Origin of the sequence: Mycobacterium sp. (assembly GCF_035506235.1) — a bacterium.
Classification (GTDB): domain Bacteria; phylum Actinomycetota; class Actinomycetes; order Mycobacteriales; family Mycobacteriaceae; genus Mycobacterium.
Genome location: NZ_DATJPU010000140.1, coordinates 84884 through 103970, shown reverse-complemented (window position 1 = coordinate 103970; position 19087 = coordinate 84884). Strand labels below are relative to the sequence as shown.

Genomic DNA, 19087 nt, shown 5'->3' with positions numbered 1-19087 from the left:
GCAACACGGATACGACTGGCCATCGCTCATTTCAGAGTTCTCCCCGATGGTCTGACGCTCCCGAAATCACATAGTCGAGTCATGACCACCACCGTTTTCGAAGCTGGTCTACCGACCATCAACTACGGACATGCCCAGCACCCCGACGAAGCCCACGCAATCATCAGCCAGGCCCGCGCGAAGGCGCCTATCGCGATCGGGCCATACGGTCCCGAACTGCTCACCTACGATCTGGTGCACACCGCGCTTCGCGATTCGCGATTCCGGGTGCCCCAAGGGATGTTCCTTGCCGCCCAAGGCATCACCTCCGGGCCGCTGTGGGACCGGATCGCCGTCAACATCCTTAGCCTCGACGGCGAAGAACACCAGCGGCTGCGCCGGCTGGTCAGTAAAACGTTCACTCCCAAAGCCACCGCTCGCCTGCGCACGACGATCGTCGACATCATCACCGGACTGGTCGACCGCCACAGCGCCCGCGGGCACTGCGACGTGGTCACCGACATCGCGCGCCAATACCCGATACCGGTCATCTGCGCACTACTCGGCGCCCCACCCGAAGACTGGGAACTGTTCTCCGACTGGACCGATCACATCTTGGAGGCCTTCGGCTGGAACGCGGCTAGCCAAACACCAACGATCCTGGCATCCTGGGCAGCTCTTGATGCCTACATCGACGACATGATCGCGCGCCGGCGCCACACCTTGACTGATGACCTGATCTCCGAGCTGATCCGCGCCGAAGACCCAAATTTTCCAGGCGATCGCCTCAGCACCGACGAACTTCGCATGCTCGTCGCCTCGCTGCTGATGGCGGGCACCGACACCACCCGCCTCCAGTTGGGTGGCGCGGCGCACGTGCTGTGCGATCACCCCGACCAATGGGCGCTCCTGGGCCGGCACCCGGAGCTCGCGGTGAATGCCGTGCACGAGCTCATCCGCCATTCACCGATCACGTTCGTCACGTTGCGCATCGCTATCGAGGATGTCGAACTCGCTGGTGTCATGATCCCTGCCGGCACGATCGTCGTCGTCAATACCGGCGCGGCCAACCGGGATCCCGCGGTCTGCGACGATCCCGACCGTCTGGACATCCGCCGCACGGGCACCCCGCCGATCCAAACATTCGGCGGCGGAATGCACTACTGCCTGGGGGCCAATCTCGCGCGCCTCGAGTTGGCCGAAGCGCTGACCGCCATGACACGGCGCATGCCCAACGCCCGCCGCGCCGGCCCAGCTCCATGGAAACCGGTGAACGCGCTCGGCGGTCCCACCACCCTGCAAGTCGAGTTTGATCCCCGAAATTGATCGCAGCCGTATCGCGCCCCCGTCAGGGCACTGAGCGGAGCTCGCAGAGCGGCCTGCACCAGCCCGGCTTCACGCACTTGGCGCTCGCCCAGCGAGGAAGGGCGAGTGATCAACCTGCATCGGAACCTCGAGCTGCCCGGGGACGAGCGGATGATCGGCGATCAAAAGGTGCCGACGTAATGGGGTCATAGGCCTCCCGAAAACGGGTATATGCGCATTAGAATCCCGGCTTGTGACGAGTCCGTCTGACGGCTGGGGCCACGAACGGCGGCAACTCGTGCATCAGGTACAGATGCGATGTCAGGCACTCGGCCGAAGGCGTGCGCGACGGCTGTGTCACCGCTTCGAGCGCGTCGGCGTCCACACCGCTCCCGAGCGGCTGCGACAGATGGTGGCGGGCGCGCCCGTAAAAGACGACGAAGTGACGGATGTCAATTTCGCTCTGATCGCGTTGCAGCTGAACCGTGAGGCGCGCGGCGCGCGGGTCAAGCGCCTCAAGCGCCAGGGCACCCGGTCACTGATGTTCGCCGGCTTGGTCCTGGTCGTGCTGAACTTCCTTTTCTGCGTCGCCTACGTCCTGCTGAACCTGGCCCAGCAGGCCACCCCGATGTAATTGCCGACGATCGCGTTGTCGTAGGCGTACACAACCTGAGCACCAACAACGCCGGGGCGAAATCCGCGTGTATGGGGCATATCAACCTGGCTGATACATGTCAAGCCGGCTGACCCGGCGCAAGGCGTTACGCCGGGCCGCGGCCATCACCGGCGAGCTTGAGCAGGAGACGCGTGCCCCCCAGCGGGCTGGCGTGCAGTGAGGCAGAGCCGCCGTGCAATTCGGCCTGCTGCGCGACGAGCGCCAGCCCCAACCCGGAGCCCGCGCGCGATGCGGTCGATCCCCGGGAGAAGCGTGCGAAGACGGCGGTGCGTTCGTCCTCCGGGATGCCGGTACCGTTGTCGTCGACGGCGATCTCTACGCCCTCAGCGGAACTGCTCACGTTGAGCTGGATTTCGGTGGCGCCACCGTGCTTGACGGCATTGGCGATGGCGTTGTCGATCACCAGCCGCAGCCCGGTGGGCAGTCCCACCATCAGAACCGTGGGCGACGGCACCAGTGACACGTCCACCCCGGGGTAGATGCGAAGCGCGTCGTGCGCGGCGCGGTCCAGCAGTTCGGTGATGTCGAAGGGCACGAAATCGTCGACCGTGGTCAGCTCCCCCTGCGCCAGGCGTTCGAGCGCCGTCAGCGTCGCTTCGATCCGGCTCTGGGTGCGGATGACGTCGCCGAGCACCTCGTGGCGCTGCTCGGGAGGTAATTCCAAGGTGGACAACACTTCTAGGTTGGTGCGCATGGCCGTCAGGGGGGTGCGCAGCTCGTGCGAGGCGACGGCGGCGAAGTCGCGGGCCGACTCGAGCGCGGCCTTGGTGCGCTGTTGCTCGTTGCCGATGCGGGCCAGCATGCCCTCGACCGCTTCGGCGATCTCCACGGCCTCGCGTACCCCCCGGACCTGCAACTCGTCGGGACTGGACTGAGCGTTGATGGCGCGGGCCTGCTGCGCCAGCAACAGGAAAGGATTGACCATGATCAAGGAGATCACCCAGCCGACGAGCACGGTACCGCCGATGACGCTGCCGCAGATCAACAACACCCGCAGGTGCAGCTCGTTGATTCGATGCTGCGCCTCGGCCAACGGCGCGGCGAGCGCGATCGAAGCCGGCCCGGCGGTGAAGGTGCGCACCCGGTACTGCACCCCGTTGATGGTGGTGTTCGCGTATCCGTTCGGCAGTTGGGGTAGCACTATGTTGCCGGGAACGGACACCGTCACGTCACCGATGCGCGCGGTACGGATCAGGTTGCCGTCCGGCATGGGCCGGTCGGAGGTGGCGAGCTGTCCGTTGTTGATCAGCGTGTTGATATCACCCAGGCTGGTCACCGAATCCAGGCGGCGGTCGAGCTGGCTGTATTGGTCGTTGGTGACGCCGACCCAGACCCAGGTCCCCAACAGGACGACAAGGGCGATCACCCCGAGGGCGGCGACGATCACGATGGTGCGCAGCGACAGCACCCGCATCGGCAGCCGTACGTGACCGAGCAACGGGATATCGTCGGCCGTCGCTGGACTGGCACCGCCAACGCCATAGCGGGCGGTACTTTCCATGAAGTTGTCCTCCGTCGATTCGCGAGCGCGGGCTCGAGACGATTGTCCCGGCATGTTCAGCACTCGATCGACCTCGGCCACGTCGTGTCGGTCAGTCACGCTTCGGATGCTAGTTCCTCGCGGGTCATTTGCGTTCATCCATAGTGAGTGAGTACTCTCTCACCATGCAGACGTCGGGTCGTGGCCGGCTGCTGGCCGAAGCACTGAAGCTGTTCGCCGCCAAGGGCTACGCGGCGACCTCGGTGGCCGACATCCAGCGCGCGTCCGGCCTCGCACCCGGTTCCGGCGCGCTGTACAAGCACTTCGGCTCCAAGCGCGAGCTGCTGGAGGCCGCGGTCGCTTACCGGATCGACAGCATCGTGGCGGCGCGGGAGCGGTTCGACGCCGGAGAACCCGGCAGCGTCGAGCAGGCGGTGCGCACCGCGGGCCGGCTGATCTGGGACAACCTCAAACAGAGCGAGGAATTGCTCAAGGTCATGCTGCGCGAGCCCGACGAGCTCGGCGATCTGGACGAGAAGACCTGGCAGGTCATCACCGACAACGCGTATCAGCGTTTCGCCGACGAGCTGGCCGCGTCCAATCGGTCCGGGCGCACGCGCATACCCGATCCCGAGGCGACCGCGGCCGTGGCGATCGGGTCGCTGTCCTACGCCGCGACGCTGCAAGCCCTTACGGGGCGCTTGCCGGGCAACATCGGCGAAGACCGTTACTTCGAGGCGTGGGTCAACCAGACGCTGAGCGTCCTCGCCCAATACCGAAACCGTTAACCACCAATCTATTTCAGGAGTCAAGCTGTGACATTCTCACTGCAACTGAGCGACGACGTGATCGAGGTGCGCGACTGGGTGCACAAGTTCGCGGCCGAAGTGATCCGCCCCGCCGCGTCGGAATGGGACGAGCGGGAAGAAACTCCCTGGCCGGTGATTCAGGAGGCCGCCAAGGTGGGCCTGTACTCGCCCGACTTCTTTGCCCAGCAGGCGGCCGAGCCGACGGGTCTGGGCTTTCTCACCACGTTCGAGGAGATGTTTTGGGGTGACGCCGGCATCGCGCTGTCCATCCTGGGCACCGGGCTGGCCGCAGCGGCGCTGGCGGGCAACGGAACTCCCGAGCAGCTGGGCCGCTGGCTGCCCGAGATGTTCGGCACCGCAGACGAACCCAAACTCGGGGCGTTCTGTTCGTCGGAGCCGGACGCGGGTTCCGACGTCGGCGCCATCCGCACCCGGGCACGCTATGACGAGGCGGCCGGCGAATGGGTCCTCAACGGCACCAAGACGTGGGCGACCAACGGCGGCATCGCCAACGTGCACATCGTGGTGGCCTCGGTCTATCCCGAGTTCGGCACCCGCGGCCAGGCCACCTTCGTCATCCCGCCGGACACCCACGGGATGTCGCAGGGCCAAAAGTTCAAGAAGCACGGGATCCGTGCGTCACACACCGCCGAGGTGGTGCTGGACAACGTGCGGCTCCCCGAGGACACGATTCTCGGCGGCCGGGAGAAGTTCGAGGAGCGCATCGCCCGGGTCAAGTCCGGCGCCTCGTCGCGCGGACAGGCCGCGATGAAGACCTTCGAACGCACCCGGCCCACGGTCGGGGCGATGGCCGTCGGCGTGGCGCGGGCCGCCTACGAATACGCCCTCGACTATGCCTGCCAACGCGAGCAATTCGGCCGCAAGATCGGCGAATTCCAGGCCATCGCTTTCAAGCTGGCCGACATGAAGAGCCGCATCGACGCGGCACGCATGCTGGTGTGGCGCGCCGGCTGGATGGCGCGCAACAACCAGAGCTTCGACTCGGCGGAGGGCTCGATGGCCAAGCTGGTGGCCAGCGAGACGGCGGTCTACGTCACCGACGAGGCAATCCAGATCCTGGGCGGCAACGGGTACACCCGCGACTATCCCGTGGAGCGGATGCACCGCGACGCAAAGATCTTCACCATCTTCGAGGGCACCAGCGAGATTCAGCGCCTGGTCATTTCGCGGGCAGTGACCGGCCTGCAAATCCGTTAGCCACCGCGCCGGAACCGCCGCCGGGGCCACCCGACATGATGGCGGCATGAGCACCGACATCCGCATCCTCGGCAGCGAGGACGAGCTGATCGCCGCGGCCAACGTGTTCCGCGCCGCGATGGTCGGGTTCCCGCCGCTGTCGAACCTGGCGCCCGGCCAGATCAGCAAGCTGCTCGAACCCGGCCGCACGGTCGGCGCCTTCGCCGGCGGTCAGCTGGTCGGCACGGCCGACGCCGTGACGAGCGGGCTCACGCTGCCCGGCGGGGCGGTCGTCGGTCATGCCGCCGTGACACACATCGGGGTGCTGCCGTCGTTCACCCGCAAAGGCATCGCCACCGAGCTGATCCGCCATCAGCTGCGCGACTTCGCCGCGCGGGGGGAGGTGGTCGCGACGCTGCGCGCCTCGGAGGCGACGATCTATGAGCGGTACGGCTACGGGGTCGCGAGTTTGTCGCAGACGGTTGAGGTCCGGACGGCGCGGGCGGCGTTGCGTCCCGACGTGGGAACCGGCGGCCCGGTGCGACTGCTGGACACAGGTGAGGCGTGGGACGTCCTGCCCCGGATCTATGCCGCCCACCGTCCGTCCCGTCCCGGAACCATCGACCGCCCGCAGGTGTGGTGGCGGGCCCTGCGGCTGCGGGCCGAATCCTCCCCGGGCCCTTCGTATGTGGCCGTGCACGGTGAGCCGGGGTCCGAGTCCGGTTTCGCCCGCTACCGTCCCGTCGACACCGAGGCGTGGTTCGTCAGCGACCAGCGCACCATCGCGGTCGAGGATTTCTTCGCGCCCACCCGCGACGCCTACCTCGGACTGCTGCGCTTTTTGCTCGGGCTCGATCTCATCGATCGTGTGGTGTTCTGGATGCTGCCCGTCGACGATCCGCTGCCCTGGTTGCTGGTGGATCGGCGAGCCGTGCGGGTGACCGCGGTGCGCGACGAAACGTGGCTTCGTGTCATCGACGCCGAAGCGGCGCTGGCAACGCGCCGATACGCCGGGGACGGCACGCTCACCATCACGGTGAAAGACCCTCTCCTGCCGAATAATTCGCGCAGCTTCACCGTGTCGGGCGACGACGCGCAACCGACGGAGCGGCCCGCCCGGCTGCACGCCGGTATCGAGGGGCTCGCCGCGGTTCTGCTCGGCGGCACCACTTGGCGCAGTCTCGCCGCGGCCGGACTCGCCGGCACCGACGATCCGGCGGCGCTGGCCGTCGCCGATCGGTTGTTCGCGGTGGCCGAGGCACCGCACGCGGGATTCTTCTTCTGATGGCGCCGGGGGTGGAGTGAACGTGATCGTGATCGTCGGGGCCGGGATATGCGGGCTGGCCGCCGCCTACGAGCTGTCGCGGCGCGGCCAGGACGTCGTCGTGTACGAACGTGGCGAGCCGTTCGGTGAGCAATCCGCCGGTTTGGCACGGATTTTCCGCATCGCGCACCGGCGCCCGACATTGTGCACACTCGCGATGCGGGCCCGCGATGGCTGGCGGCGCTGGGAGTCCGAGCTAGGTGTCGGCCGGCTGCTGGGCCCGGAGGGGTTCATCACCGCCGGCGCCTGCGAGGCGACCGCCGCGGCGATGACGGAGGCCGGCGCGGCATTCGGCTGGCTGGACCGCTCCGATATCGCCACGCGGATCCCGTTCGCCGCCCCGCCGTGGGAGGCCGGTGTGCTGGATCCGCTCGGCGGCAGCCTGCGCATCCGCCGCGCGCTCGACGCCTTGGCCCGGCGCGTCGTCGTCAGGCGCGGCGACGTGGTGTCTGTCGGCGACGACGCCGCGTCGACGCTCGCGGACGGCACCGTGGTGCGGGCGGACCGCGTGCTCATTTGCGCGGGTATCCGAACACCCGCGCTGTTCGGCCCGCTCGGCGTCGAATTCGCCCCGCACACCCGGTTCACCTACGAGGGCGCCGACGCGACCGGCGCGCCGTGCCTGTCGGCGCCCGAGGGCTACGGGTTGCCGCTGGGCAGCACGGGCCGCTGGGCGTTCGGGCAGGAGACGCCGGACCCCGCGACCGTGCGCGCGCTGTTCCCGACGCTGATACCCGTGAGTCAGATCGACTGCGTCACGGTTCACGCCCCCTGGCTGGATTCCGGGGGCGACGGCTGGACCGTTGCGCGCCGCGGCCGCGTCGTCGCGTTCGTCGGCAGCAACCTCATGAAGTTCGGGCCTCTGCTCGGCGAGCTGCTCGCACAGGCGGTGCTGAAAGATGAGCTGCCCAACGAGCTGGCCGTTACGTGATCGACATACGAATTCACTTCAGCGAGTAGCGAATCGGCAGATGCTTGAGGCCGCCGACGAAGGTGGTGGCCATCAGCTCCGGATCGCCGGCCAGCTCGATCGACTCGATTCGCGGGACCAGCTCGGAGAAGAAGCTGTTGATCTCCATCCGCGCCAAAGCGGCGCCCAGGCAGAAATGCACCCCGTAGCCGAACGACAGGTGCTTGTTGGGATCGCGCCCGACGTCGAACCCGAACGGGTCGGTGAACACGTCCTCGTCCCGGTTGGCCGAAACATACGACAGCAGAACCGATTCCCCCTTCGCGATCGGCACCCCGCGCACCTCGGTGTCGGCCTGCGCGGTCCGCATGAACTCCTTGACCGGCACCACCCAGCGGATCATCTCCTCGACCGCGGTGCCCATCAGGCCCATGTCCTTTTGCAGCCGCGCCAGCTCGCCGGGATTCTCCAGCAGCGCCAGCATGCCACCGGCGATCCCGGCGCTGGTGGTGTCGTGGCCCGCGCTGGCCACGATCACGTAGTAGGAGGCGGTATCCATGTCCGACAACGGCTCACCGTTGATCGTGGCGTTGGCGATCGCCGAGGCCAGGTCCTCGGTCGGATGCTCGCGGCGCGACGCGGTGAGCGCGGCAAAGTAGTCGAAGAAGTCCAGCAACACGGCCAGCATGTCCTCGGTGGAGTTGCCCCGCTGGAACTCGGTATCGTCACCGCCGAACATCTCCTGAGTGAGCTTGAGCATGCGCGGGAAGTCGGACTCCGGCAGACCCAGCAGCGACAGGATGACATACAGCGGATAGTTGACGGCGACCTCCTGGACGAAGTCGCACTCGGGCCCCTTCTGGACCATCTTGTCGACGTAGATCTCGGCCAGCTCGTCGACGCGACACTTCAAGTCCCGCATCACCTTCGGCCTGAACCAGTCGGCGCCGATCTTTCGCATGTCGCGGTGGTGGGGGTCGTCCATGTGGATCAGCGTGCGCAGGCCGATGCCAGCCTCCATCTGGGCGCGCAGCACGTCTTCACCCTCGGAGACCATCAGCAGCGGGCGCGGATAGTTGGTGAACAAGTCGTTCTGCCGCTCGATGTTCATGACGTCGGCGTGCTTGGTGATCGCCCAGAACGGCTTGTAACCCTCGACATCGACCCAGGAGACCGGGGCGTGGGCCCGTAAGTAGGTCAGCGCCTCGTGTAGGCGCTGCTCGTCGGCGTAAGCCGACGGGTCCGCCAGAACCCGTGCGGCCTCGTCCATGATCCGGGTGCCCATGCGGTTCTCCTAGGGTGCGGTTGCTGATCGCCGCGTCGCTTGATGTTCGTCTTTCGTGGGGCCGGCAGTCAACACCACACCGCACGATGGTCCCGAAGTTGGCTGCGAACATTGGGAAGGCTTCCCTTCCTGCGCGGCAGAACGCAGAATCCGCAGGAAGTTAGGGACGTTCGGCCCTAGGTCCGCCGAATGCCGCCTCGGAATACTTGGACGGCCAGTTTGCCAGGCCTGTGGAGGTAGCCCCGTGACCGCTGAAGCACCGCCCGCCGCCCACCTCGAGGCTCGCCGGCCGTTTCCGGCGCGCACGGGCCCGAAGGGCAGCCTCCTCTACAAGGTCATCAGCACGACCGACCACAAGATGATCGGCATCATGTACATGGTCGCCTGCTTCATCTTCTTTTTCATCGCCGGCCTGATGGCGCTGTTGATCCGGCTCGAGCTCGCGGCCCCGGGACTGCAATTTCTGTCCAACGAGCAGTACAACCAGCTGTTCACCATGCACGGCACGGCCATGTTGCTGTTTTACGCGACCCCGGTGGTCTTCGGGTTCGCCAACCTGGTGCTGCCCCTCCAGATCGGGGCGCCCGACGTGGCCTTCCCCCGCCTCAACGCACTGTCGTTCTGGCTGTTCGTCTTCGGAGCGCTGATCGCTTTGAGCGGCTTCATCGTTCCCGGCGGCCCCGCCGATTTCGGATGGACCGCCTACACGCCGCTGTCGAACGCCGCCCACAGTCCCGGCCCGGGAGGGGACCTATGGATTCTGGGTCTGGCCGTCGGTGGCCTGGGCACCATCCTGGGGGCGGTCAACATGATCACCACCGTCGTCTGCATGCGCGCCCCGGGCATGACCATGTTCCGGATGCCGATCTTCACCTGGAACATCCTGGTCACCAGTGTCCTTGTGCTGATTGTCTTTCCGCTGTTGACCGCCGCGCTGTTCGGCCTGGCCGCCGACCGCCGCCTCGGCGCGCACGTCTACGATCCGGCCAACGGCGGCGTGATCCTCTTCCAGCATTTGTTCTGGTTCTTCGGGCATCCGGAGGTGTATGTCATCGCGCTGCCGTTCTTCGGCATCATCTCCGAGATCATCCCGGTGTTCGCCCGGAAGCCGATCTTCGGCTACAGCACGCTGGTTTACGCGACGCTGTCGATCGCCGCGCTGTCGGTGGCGGTGTGGGCCCACCACATGTACGCCACCGGCGCCGTGCTGCTGCCGTTCTTTTCTTTCATGACTTTCCTGATCGCGGTGCCCACCGGCATCAAATTCTTCAACTGGATCGGCACCATGTGGAAGGGTCAGTTGACGTTCGAATCACCGATGCTGTTCGCGTTCGGCTTCCTGACCACCTTCCTGCTCGGCGGGCTTACCGGCGTCATGCTCGCCAGCCCGCCGCTCGACTTCCACATCAGCGACACCTATTTCGTGGTCGCGCATTTCCACTACACGCTGTTCGGCACGATCGTGTTCGCCACCTATGCGGGCATCTACTTCTGGTTCCCGAAGATGACCGGGCGCCTGCTCGACGAGAGGCTGGCCAAGCTGCACTTCTGGCTGACCTTCATCGGCTTCCACACGACGTTTCTGGTGCAGCACTGGCTGGGCAACTCGGGGATGCCGCGCCGCTACGCCGACTACCTGCCCACCGACGGGTTCCAAACGCTCAACATGGTCTCCACCACCGGGGCGTTCATTCTCGGTGTCTCGGTGTTGCCGTTCGTGTGGAACGTGTTCAAGAGTTGGCGCTACGGCGAACCGGTGCTGGTCGACGACCCCTGGGGCCACGGCAACTCGCTGGAATGGGCCACCAGCTGCCCCCCGCCGCGGCACAACTTCACCGAATTGCCCCGGATCCGTTCGGAGCGGCCGGCTTTCGAGCTGCACTACCCGCACATGGTGGAACGGTTGCGGGCCGAAGCGCACGTCAGCCGCCGACGAACCGAGACCGTAGCTGCGGAAGCGGAGCCGGTGCCGCCGCTATAGGCGCGTGGCGATAACGCTTGATCGAGATCGGCGTCGACGCGAAGATACGCCCGTCAGCCGTGGGGAGCCTCGGAGATCTTGGAGTTCGGCTTGCCCAGCGTTTGGCACCAGGTCGTGGCCGACAAACGCGTGGCCGAGATCTCCACGCCGGTCGGGTCGGCGCCGCTCTTGTCCTTGAGCATCTTGCTGACCTCGTCGTTCTGCTTCTTTTCGTCCTGCGTGGTGAAGTCCTTGCATTTGGTGTCGCCGCCGGTGTTGATCACCTGTGAGGCAGAACACGCGCCGGACAGCAGTGCGGCGACGGCAACCGTTGCCGCAGCAATTTGCTTCATCATTTGCCCTCCTGGTGTCGCAGTGGGGTATCTGTACACCAAACCGGGTGATTTCAAACCTCACTTGAGCTTTGCAGCGGCGAGCCGCGCGTTTGCAGGGCCGAGGTGTAAGGGCGTGGCGGAAGCCTGTGCATCTTGCGGCTCAGCGGGAATAACTTCGTAGGCGGCTTTGTCCAATACGTTTCGTCGGCCGCCTGCGTTCGGAGACCCCAGGGGGAGGAGAAGCCATGCTCTCGTCGAAAGGGTCGACCGACCTGACCAGCGGCCCGGGAGCGGCCGTGGTCACGCTGGACGAGCGCTCCGACCCGCGCGCGGCGCAAGCGACGTTCGTCGGTGTCCTGGCGCTGTTGCTGTCGACGGGTTGGGTCGCCAACCACTTCGTCGCTTTGATGCCCTTGATCAGCGATCGCCAACACCTCGACGCGGCCCGGCTCGACGCGATCTTCGCGATCTACGCGCTGGGATTGCTGCCCGGACTGCTCATCGGCGGGCGTCTGTCCGATGCGCTCGGGCGTCAGGCGGTGGCGCTCACGGGCGCGACGGCCACGCTAGTGGGAACTTTCGCGATGCTGCTGTCGCAGCAACCCGACGTGCTGCTGGCGGGGCGTCTGGTCGTGGGAATCGGTGTGGGTCTGTTGATGAGTTCCTGCACCGCATGGGCCTCCGATCTGAAAGGCCCCGCCGGAGCAGGCACCGCCGGAGCGGTATTGCTCGCCGGCTTCGCCGTCGGCCCGTTCGCCGCGGGTGTGATCGCGCGGGCCGGACAACCCGGCATTCGGTGCTCGTTCGGGCTGGCCGCCGCGCTTGTCGTGGCGGCGATGGTGTTCTCGGTCCTGGCGGTGCGGCGCGGAAGCGAGACCGCGCGGGTAGCGGCGCATAACTGGGAGCCGTCGGCGGCGGCGCGGCGCGGTACCGCGTGGGCGCTGAGTTGGGCCATGCCGCTGGCCCCGTGGGTGTTCGCCTCGGCGACCCTGGGGTTCATCACGATCCCCAGCCGGGTGCACACCGGGCTGGCGGCTCCTCTGGCCGCGGGCACCGCCACGCTGATGGTCAACGGCGTCAGCGGACTCGTTCAAGTAGTCGCCCGCGCGCTCCGATGGGGGCCGCACGCCGGCTCCGCCGGTGCAGTGCTGGCCGCGCTCGGCTACGCGGTAACCGCGGTGGCGCCGGCGAGCATGTCGCTGCCGCTGGGCCTGTCGCTTTTCTTGGTTCTGGGGTGCGCATCCGGACTTTGTTTGCGCGAGGGCTTGATCGATCTCGAAGCCGCTGCGCCGCAACGCCTGCGGGGTGCGCTCGTCGGAGCGTTCTATGTGGTGACTTACATCGGCTTCGGTCTGCCCCTGATATTGACCACAGTCGGGCCTGCGCTCTCGGCCTTCATCCTCGCCACCATGGCGTTGGTTGCGTTGGGAACAGCGGTGATTCGAGCCGTGCGCCTGCGCCGAGATATTCACCGCTAGCACTGATTCAGGAGCTCACACGTCTTACGCCGCCGCGCTTTTGCGTCGCCCGGCGGCGACCGGTAGTGGGGTGTTGCTGACCACGCTCAATCCGGCGAGACGACGCCAGGAGCGGATGGCGTTGCGCGTGACCTCCACGATACGGGCGACTCCGGTATCCCCGTTCGCCAGTCTGTGCGCTTTCAGGGCGTTGCCGGTTACGGCATCCAGCGTGTCCCAATCGTCGGCCTCAACGAGTGCGGTCGATTGGTATGCGGCCCGCAGAGCGTACCTTTCGGCGGTGAGCGGCGTCGTAGCGACCGCGCGCGCGGCTTGGGCGGCGCCGTCCCACTCGGCGATCGGCGGCATCTCGCCGGGGGCGAGCTTGTGATGTAGCTCGGCGATGTCGGAGATCGCCTCGGCCGCAACATTATCGGCGTATCGAATGACGCCCCACGGAGGGCTGACCAACAGCTTGGCCACCCATGCGTGCACGACGGCGTCGGCAACATCGGAGGTTCCCACGGTTAGCCAACCCAGGTCGAGGACCAGAAGGCTGTCTTCCGGCGACAGATAGCCGTCGGGCCTCGCAAGCAGGTCGTTGCATAACTGGACGAAGGAAGCGAGCGGGCGGGCCGAAGTCGACGGGAAGTCGGTGACGTGCTCGTCGCCGTTGATGTATGAAATCGCATTCATTGCACACCCTTTGCCAGACCCCGGCTGGTGGGATCCCCTGGCGAGTCTTAACGGGTGGGTGATGCGGTCGAGGTCCATTTGAATTGCTTCCTACGAGTTTCGCCTTGAGGGCTCGGGGTCGCAGACGGCTACAGACTCTCAGAATGAGTGCGCGGAGTCGCTCCTTTCCGGCTCGCCATGGCCGCTTCTGACGGCGATGAAACACATGCTACGACAAGTGGATCATCGCGGGTCGCGACGCGACGGACAGCCGCGATGAAGACGTACGAAGATGCCCGACGACGTCCGTCGAATGGCCCGGTATGTGTGGTTCGGTGGGTACCGTCGAGACCTGAGAACACCTGCGGATGGATTGACACGTCCCACTGCACTAGGAACCCGTGTCGGGGTGCACCGCGTCACCGGGGTACTGCTGGCCGATCAGCTCGTCCTGACCGACTTCGGGGACGTTCCCCTCGCCGTTGGACCCTCCGCGCTTGGCCGGCTTCTTCTTCGGGGCCTTCTGCGGTGCCGGCTCGTCCGCGGTCGCCGCCGGCCCGTGACCGTTCTGCGTCGTCAACCCTATCGACGCGCCGACCATCTCGATGGCCTTCTCCGTGTACACGCGATAGCCGAAATTCGGCAGGTAGCCGTGGATTTCGGGGGTATCCAGGTCGCGCATGAACTGCAGTATCGCCCGGCTGAACACCTGGCCCGGAACCAGGACCGGAAATCCCGGCGGGTAGGGCGTGACATACGTCGCCGACACGATGTCGACTCCGGCGTCCAGCCGTTCAAGAATCTGCTCGCCGGTGAGGTATTCGCAATTGGTGTCGTCGTAGGAGAGATAGAACGCCCGTCGGACATCGCCCTCGGGCGTCGCCTCGCTTCCGCCGTGATCCAAAAACGCCGGGTGAAAGCCGCTGAAATCGGGCAGGGGCAAAGGCATTTCGGTAAGCCGATAAACGGCCCGGGCGAAGTGTTCCCGCTCACCGAGGCTCATCTCGGAAATGTCCTGGTCCAGCTCGCGGGCGATGTTGACCAGGACTTCCACCAGAAACGCGACGGAGCTGCGTGTGGTGCCGATGTTGGTCATGAAAAGCACGCTGTTGCGCGACGTCTTGTTGATCTGAATCCCGTAGCGGTCCATCAACTGCTGGCGCTTGAACGTGTCTCCGTCGTAGCCGGTGGGCCCGATGAACAGCGTGATTCTCGACGGATCGAGCACGAACTCGTCCTGATCCCAGGCCGCCATCATGTTGCGCAGACCCGAGCGCAGCGGCTGCGCGATGGCGGACGGGCGGTAATCCTCCGGGATCAGATCCGAAGTACGAAGGCACCGCATGTACTTGCTCAGCAGCGGGTGGTTGTCGATCGCGTCGCGCAGCTGCATCGCGTTTTCGATCTGCCGCTGCACCAGTTCAACACCTTCCAACGCCACCTGCCGGCGGCCGAGGTCCAGTGACGCGAGGATCTGGTAGTTGGGCGAGGTCGAGGTGTGCGCCATGTAGGCCTCGTGGAACGGCTCCGCCACCTTCTGGTCGAAGTCCTGATCGAAGACGTGGATCATCGATCCCTGCCGCAACGCGGTGAGCGTCTTGTGCGTCGACTGGGTGGCATACACCCGCACCCGGGCCCGTGCCGGGTCGGGAATGAGGCGACGGTCCGGCAGATCGTCGTCGCCGGCCGGGCCGGCCGCCAGCTGCTCCTCGAAGCGCTGCTGGTAGTCCGGATCGGCCAGCCGCTCCCGCAGCGCCCGCGCCGAGGCCATGGCGGTGCGGGTCCGGTAGACCGGGTGGAAGCGGGCGAAGGCGAACCATGCCTCGTCCCACAGGAACACCAGGTCGGGCTTGATGGCCAGGCACTCCTCCATGACCCGCTCGACGTCGTAGACGATGCCGTCGAAGGTGCAGTTGGTCAGCGACATCATCTTGACGCGGTCGAGTTTGCCGGCGCGCTTGAGCGCCAACAACTTCGACTTGATCTCGCGCAACGGCACCGCGCCGTACATCGAGTAGTCGTTGAGCGGATACGCCTCGAGGTAGACGACATTCGCGCCGGCAAGCATCATCCCGTAGTGATGCGACTGGTGGCAGTTGCGGTCCAGCAGCACGATGTCGCCGGGTGCCACCAACGCCTGGGTGACGATCTTGTTGGCCGTCGACGTTCCGTTGGTGACGAAGTAGGTGTGGCGCGACCCATAGGCCTGGGCCGCGAGCTGCTGCGCTTCGCGCAGCGGCCCCGTCGGCTCGAGCAGCGAATCGAGGCCGCCGCAGGTCGCCGACGTCTCGGCCATGAACACGTCCAGGCCGTAGAAGCCGACCATGTCCCTGATCCAGTGCGAGTTGACGATCGACTTGCCCTGCGAAATCGGCAGGGCGTGAAAGACGCCCGTGGGCCGGTGGCTGTATTGCTTGAGCGCGCTGAAAAACGGGGTGCGGTAGCGCGCCGCCACGCCCTGGAGGATCGACAGGTGCAGTTCCAGCATGCCTTCGCGAGCGTGAAAGACCCGGCGGAAGTACTGGCCGAGCCGGCCGGCGATGTCCTCCACCTCGATTTCGGTCATCAGGTACAGGTCGAGTTCGGGCCGCAATTTCGCCAGTGAAACCGCGAGGATCCGGGCGCGTTCCTCGGGCGACTGGTGATCCGCCAACTCGTGCGAGACCCCGGTATCGACGAACTCCGCCAGCGCCGACAGGTCCCGGGTCGATTGGTGCGAAAAGCGCCGCCGGATCACCACCGCCTGCAAGTTGACGTTGAGCCGTGCCGCGATGAGCGCCTCGTCGCCGCTGGACACCACGACGAGCTCGTAGACGAATTCGTCGTCGGGGCGCCGCCACTTGCGGACCTCGTTGCGCAGCGCCCGTTCCTGGTCCTCGGTCATCTTCTCGACGACGAGCACCTCGAAATACGGGCGGTCGCGCTGCGTGGCCGGTTGATGTTCAACGAGCTGACGCGGATCGGACGGGAACATGTCGAGGTCGTCGGCTCCGGCGTTCTCCACGTCGCCCGAGCGGTACGACTCGGTGGTCAGCGCACGATTGATCTGCACCAGGGCTTGCGCGAACTTGTCATAGCTACCGGCGGCGAAAAGCCTTTGGACGCGCGCGAATTGCGGCGATCCGGGGTAGGCCCAGTAGGGCTCGAGAGCGCTCAGCCGGGTGAGCAATTCCTGGCAGGTGCTGATGCACTTCGCTTTCAACTCTCCCTCGGTGGTGGGGCGCGTCAGCCGGTCGGCGGCCTCCTCCAATCGGCACCACGAGTCGCTGCGGACCTGCCACAGACTGTTGTAAGCGCGCAAGTGTTCCGTCATGGCCGCCCTTCCCTGTTTCGCGGCGACTCCCGGTCTCGGAGCGTCGGTCAAGGTTTGCAGACCCAATCCGCCCGCCGGTTGCCCGCGGGCAAACAATGCGCGTCCGTCAGGTGACAGGCCGGCTAGACGACGGTAACGGGCGTCTGTACCGGCTCCCCGGGAGCGTCGCCGCTCGCCGGTTTAGCCGCGCCAACACGGGTAGGCCCGTGGTGACGCAGTGACGGACCAAGGAGGATTCCGGTGGCGACAGGGGAAACCGGCTTCGACGACGTGACCTTCGACCTCGTTTCGGTGCAGTACCACTCGCTGAAGGCCGGGCACGATTACGGCCAGTATGTGCGCGACGCGAAGAACGCGGGGCTCGACGCCATCGCGTCGTTCTTCGAAGACGTGATGGCGGAGGATTCCAAGCGTGCGCAACGGTGCCACGAGTTCCTGGTGCAGATGACCGAATAGCAGCGTGTCCGGCGCCGGACTGGGCTGCGCCGCAACCGGCTACCGTCGAAGGCATGACTGAAGTTTCCGGTAACGACCGAATCGACGACGTCGCGCCCGGCGATATCATCGCCGTCGACGAACAGCCGCACAAGGTGGTATTAAAGGACTTCACCGACGGGCGACACCTCGTCACGCTCGAGGGCGACGCAGGTGAAACCTTCCAGATCGACCTGCCATCCGGCACCACGGTCAAGAGGTCGCTCGCTTCGAAATGGGAATCTGCGCAGAGTCCGACGCGGCACTCGGAGTAAGACACGGCCGCCCCCGGGTCACCGGCGCTCGGGGTCAGTCCTGTGCGAGGGTAGACGCATCGATCCCGACGAGTTTGGCCAGTTGCGCCGCCGAGTAATGGCCCGGCCCAAGGCCGTTGCGGACCACGGTGCGTGCGGCGCGGGCCAGCGCGGCGTTGAGCGGCGCCACGATCCCGTGCCGGTGGGCGAGGCGGACGATCTCCCCGTTGAGGAAGTCGGTCTCCGCGTCGCCGGTCTTGCGACTGAAGGACTGCCAGGTCGAGTTGCCGGACCCCGCGTCCCATCCGGGAATCGGCCGTATGGTCGGTCCGTCCGCCCGCGCCGCCGTCGAGGTGTCGAACGAGACGAATTCGATGCCCGCATGCCGTAGCACGTTTTCGCCCTCCCTGCGGACCGCGGCCACCACTTCGCGTGCGCCGGCCGCCTCGGCCGTCAGCGCACCGACGGCATTGCCGAGGTTGCTCAGCAGCTTGTTGTACTTCCAGGGGGCGAGGTCATCGGGGAGGCGGACCCGGATCCCCGCGGCGCTCCACTCCTGGCTGAGGCGAGCCAAGAAGTCGGCATCGTCCGGGGTGCTCAGCGCAGCGGGCCACCGAGCGATATGGAACTGGCCGACTACCGGCCACGACCGCACGATCACCTCGCCCGGTTCCAGGTGCACGGCAGGCAGCCAGACGCACACGCCGAACACCCGACGGAAATAGCGCAGCGACTTCTCCTCGGCGGCAACGCCGTTGAGCGCCGTCATCGCCGGCAGCCGTTCGCCCGCGGTCCCGACGACGCCATCCGGGCCATGCACCGGCCGGTCCACCCATTCCTGCAGGGCGGCCTCGAGTTGCTGGGTCTTGGTGGCGAAGACCAGCACGTCGCGCTCGGTCAACCGCACGTCCCCGGGCCGGGACGCCGCGGTCACGGCGGTGAGGAAGGTTCCGTCGGGCGTCCTCAGTGTCAGGCCGGCACCGGCCAGGACCTCGGCGTGCCGGCCCCGCGCAACCAGTACCGCCGGAGTGCCGGCCCGCGTCAGCACGGCGCCCACAGTGCCGCCGATGGCGCCAGCGCCGACGATCACGTATCGGTGGTCGTCTCGACCGGAGCCCGCCTGTTCCAATGCCGCGCCTTCCATCGGTCCGGCGGCATCCAGGGCGTCTGGCCCGAAAGGCGAGGCCCCGAATGCCGTTGCAGGTCAGAGTCTGTCGAAGATCGTATTGACGAGGTCGTCGCCGATGCCGATGCCGGCGCCGGTGACGATCGCCTGGCCGAAGCGTCCGCCCAGGAAATGCTGCAACGCCCCACCCCCGGCTGGGGCGGGCTGCTGGTACTGCGGTTGGTACTGCGGCGGCTGCGCGTATTGGGCGGGTGGCGGGTAGTAGGGCGCGGCGGGGGGTTCGGCCGCCGCGACGTGACCGTCGACCAGGGCATGAATCGCCTGGAGAAGCTCCGTGGTGGTGCTTTGCTCGTCGCGGATCGCCAGCGCGATCTCCTTGAGGTCCAGTCCCCATTCGCGGGCGTTGGGATCGCCCGCGCCGGCCGCGGTGGCCAATTTTTCGGCCAGCCTTTGGATCAGGGTCGCGGTTTGTTGAGCTTGCTGCTGCAACGCGCCGAATTGGCGATCCACGGTCTCGGTGTCCACTGC

General features: G+C 66.4%; 17 protein-coding genes. 10 read left to right on the top strand and 7 right to left on the bottom strand.

All coding sequences use genetic code 11. The features are described 5' to 3' along the window. Positions 1–81: 81 nt before the first annotated feature. On the top strand, positions 82–1305 hold the full coding sequence (locus VMD50_RS13350; protein ID WP_325428217.1) for a cytochrome P450: 1224 nt from the start codon (positions 82–84) through the stop codon (positions 1303–1305). A gap of 232 nt (positions 1306–1537) precedes the next feature. Continuing rightward, complete coding sequence (locus tag VMD50_RS13345; RefSeq protein WP_325428216.1) at positions 1538–1918, top strand: hypothetical protein; 381 nt, start codon at positions 1538–1540, stop codon at positions 1916–1918. Between the two features lie 127 nt (positions 1919–2045). Here the strand turns inward: VMD50_RS13345 and VMD50_RS13340 are convergent, their stop codons facing one another. Continuing rightward, positions 2046–3374, bottom strand: a complete 1329-nt coding sequence (locus VMD50_RS13340; RefSeq protein ID WP_325428261.1) for a sensor histidine kinase — start codon at positions 3372–3374, stop codon at positions 2046–2048. 251 nt (positions 3375–3625) lie between these two features. Between VMD50_RS13340 and VMD50_RS13335 the strand changes: the two genes are divergently transcribed. The 4 genes from VMD50_RS13335 to VMD50_RS13320 are packed head-to-tail and all read left to right on the top strand — an operon-like array spanning position 3626 to position 7701. Further along, complete coding sequence (locus tag VMD50_RS13335; protein ID WP_325428215.1) at positions 3626–4228, top strand: TetR/AcrR family transcriptional regulator; 603 nt, start codon at positions 3626–3628, stop codon at positions 4226–4228. A 27-nt stretch (positions 4229–4255) separates the two neighbouring features. After that, positions 4256–5467: an acyl-CoA dehydrogenase family protein gene (locus VMD50_RS13330; RefSeq protein WP_325428214.1), complete on the top strand. Its 1212-nt coding sequence runs from the start codon at positions 4256–4258 to the stop codon at positions 5465–5467. A 46-nt stretch (positions 5468–5513) separates the two neighbouring features. Then, entirely contained in the window at positions 5514–6731 is a 1218-nt protein-coding gene (locus tag VMD50_RS13325) for a GNAT family N-acetyltransferase (RefSeq protein ID WP_325428213.1), read from the top strand. 22 nt (positions 6732–6753) lie between these two features. Further along, positions 6754–7701 carry an NAD(P)/FAD-dependent oxidoreductase gene (locus VMD50_RS13320; RefSeq protein WP_325428212.1) on the top strand — a complete coding sequence of 316 codons (948 nt, stop codon included), beginning with the start codon at positions 6754–6756 and terminating at the stop codon, positions 7699–7701. Between the two features lie 13 nt (positions 7702–7714). Here VMD50_RS13320 and VMD50_RS13315 read toward each other — a convergent pair whose 3' ends face one another. After that, positions 7715–8965 (bottom strand): cytochrome P450, encoded by a 1251-nt coding sequence (locus VMD50_RS13315; RefSeq protein WP_325428211.1) that lies wholly within the window; start codon positions 8963–8965, stop codon positions 7715–7717. Positions 8966–9209: 244 nt separating this feature from the next. On the opposite strand from VMD50_RS13315, the gene ctaD reads away from it, so the two are divergent. After that, a complete protein-coding gene (gene ctaD, locus VMD50_RS13310) occupies positions 9210–10946 on the top strand; it encodes an aa3-type cytochrome oxidase subunit I (RefSeq protein WP_325428210.1) in 1737 nt (578 codons plus the stop codon). 53 nt (positions 10947–10999) lie between these two features. Here ctaD and VMD50_RS13305 read toward each other — a convergent pair whose 3' ends face one another. Continuing rightward, a complete protein-coding gene (locus tag VMD50_RS13305) occupies positions 11000–11281 on the bottom strand; it encodes a hypothetical protein (protein WP_325428209.1) in 282 nt (93 codons plus the stop codon). Between the two features lie 224 nt (positions 11282–11505). Between VMD50_RS13305 and VMD50_RS13300 the strand changes: the two genes are divergently transcribed. Continuing rightward, on the top strand, positions 11506–12738 hold the full coding sequence (locus tag VMD50_RS13300; protein WP_325428208.1) for an MFS transporter: 1233 nt from the start codon (positions 11506–11508) through the stop codon (positions 12736–12738). 24 nt (positions 12739–12762) lie between these two features. On the opposite strand, the gene VMD50_RS13295 is transcribed toward VMD50_RS13300, so the two are convergent. Beyond that, positions 12763–13491 (bottom strand): hypothetical protein, encoded by a 729-nt coding sequence (locus VMD50_RS13295; protein WP_325428207.1) that lies wholly within the window; start codon positions 13489–13491, stop codon positions 12763–12765. 292 nt (positions 13492–13783) lie between these two features. After that, positions 13784–16705, bottom strand: coding sequence for an aminotransferase class I/II-fold pyridoxal phosphate-dependent enzyme (locus VMD50_RS13290; protein ID WP_325428206.1), 2922 nt, complete (start codon positions 16703–16705; stop codon positions 13784–13786). A 240-nt stretch (positions 16706–16945) separates the two neighbouring features. On the opposite strand from VMD50_RS13290, the gene VMD50_RS13285 reads away from it, so the two are divergent. Together VMD50_RS13285 and VMD50_RS13280 are read left to right on the top strand one after the other, a co-directional pair. Further along, positions 16946–17161, top strand: a complete 216-nt coding sequence (locus VMD50_RS13285) for an acyl carrier protein (RefSeq protein WP_325428205.1) — start codon at positions 16946–16948, stop codon at positions 17159–17161. 53 nt (positions 17162–17214) lie between these two features. Beyond that, positions 17215–17454: a hypothetical protein gene (locus VMD50_RS13280; protein ID WP_325428204.1), complete on the top strand. Its 240-nt coding sequence runs from the start codon at positions 17215–17217 to the stop codon at positions 17452–17454. A gap of 34 nt (positions 17455–17488) precedes the next feature. On the opposite strand, the gene VMD50_RS13275 is transcribed toward VMD50_RS13280, so the two are convergent. After that, the gene (locus tag VMD50_RS13275; protein ID WP_325428203.1) at positions 17489–18562 is read right to left on the bottom strand and encodes a ketopantoate reductase family protein; all 1074 of its coding nucleotides are present in this window, start codon (positions 18560–18562) and stop codon (positions 17489–17491) included. A gap of 75 nt (positions 18563–18637) precedes the next feature. Further along, complete coding sequence (locus VMD50_RS13270; RefSeq protein ID WP_325428202.1) at positions 18638–19084, bottom strand: hypothetical protein; 447 nt, start codon at positions 19082–19084, stop codon at positions 18638–18640. Positions 19085–19087 lie beyond the last annotated feature (3 nt).

Excerpts from the sequence above, each read along its gene's own strand:
- VMD50_RS13335 (WP_325428215.1), top strand. The coding sequence starts at position 3,626 with ATGCAGACGTCGGGTCGTGGCCGGCTGCTGGCCGAAGCACTGAAGCTG.
- VMD50_RS13290 (WP_325428206.1), bottom strand. The coding sequence starts at position 16,705 with ATGACGGAACACTTGCGCGCTTACAACAGTCTGTGGCAGGTCCGCAGC.
- VMD50_RS13315 (WP_325428211.1), bottom strand. The coding sequence starts at position 8,965 with ATGGGCACCCGGATCATGGACGAGGCCGCACGGGTTCTGGCGGACCCG.
- VMD50_RS13325 (WP_325428213.1), top strand. The coding sequence starts at position 5,514 with ATGAGCACCGACATCCGCATCCTCGGCAGCGAGGACGAGCTGATCGCC.
- VMD50_RS13350 (WP_325428217.1), top strand. The coding sequence starts at position 82 with ATGACCACCACCGTTTTCGAAGCTGGTCTACCGACCATCAACTACGGA.
- VMD50_RS13280 (WP_325428204.1), top strand. The coding sequence starts at position 17,215 with ATGACTGAAGTTTCCGGTAACGACCGAATCGACGACGTCGCGCCCGGC.
- VMD50_RS13340 (WP_325428261.1), bottom strand. The coding sequence starts at position 3,374 with ATGCGGGTGCTGTCGCTGCGCACCATCGTGATCGTCGCCGCCCTCGGG.
- VMD50_RS13295 (WP_325428207.1), bottom strand. The coding sequence starts at position 13,491 with ATGGACCTCGACCGCATCACCCACCCGTTAAGACTCGCCAGGGGATCC.
- VMD50_RS13300 (WP_325428208.1), top strand. The coding sequence starts at position 11,506 with ATGCTCTCGTCGAAAGGGTCGACCGACCTGACCAGCGGCCCGGGAGCG.
- VMD50_RS13305 (WP_325428209.1), bottom strand. The coding sequence starts at position 11,281 with ATGATGAAGCAAATTGCTGCGGCAACGGTTGCCGTCGCCGCACTGCTG.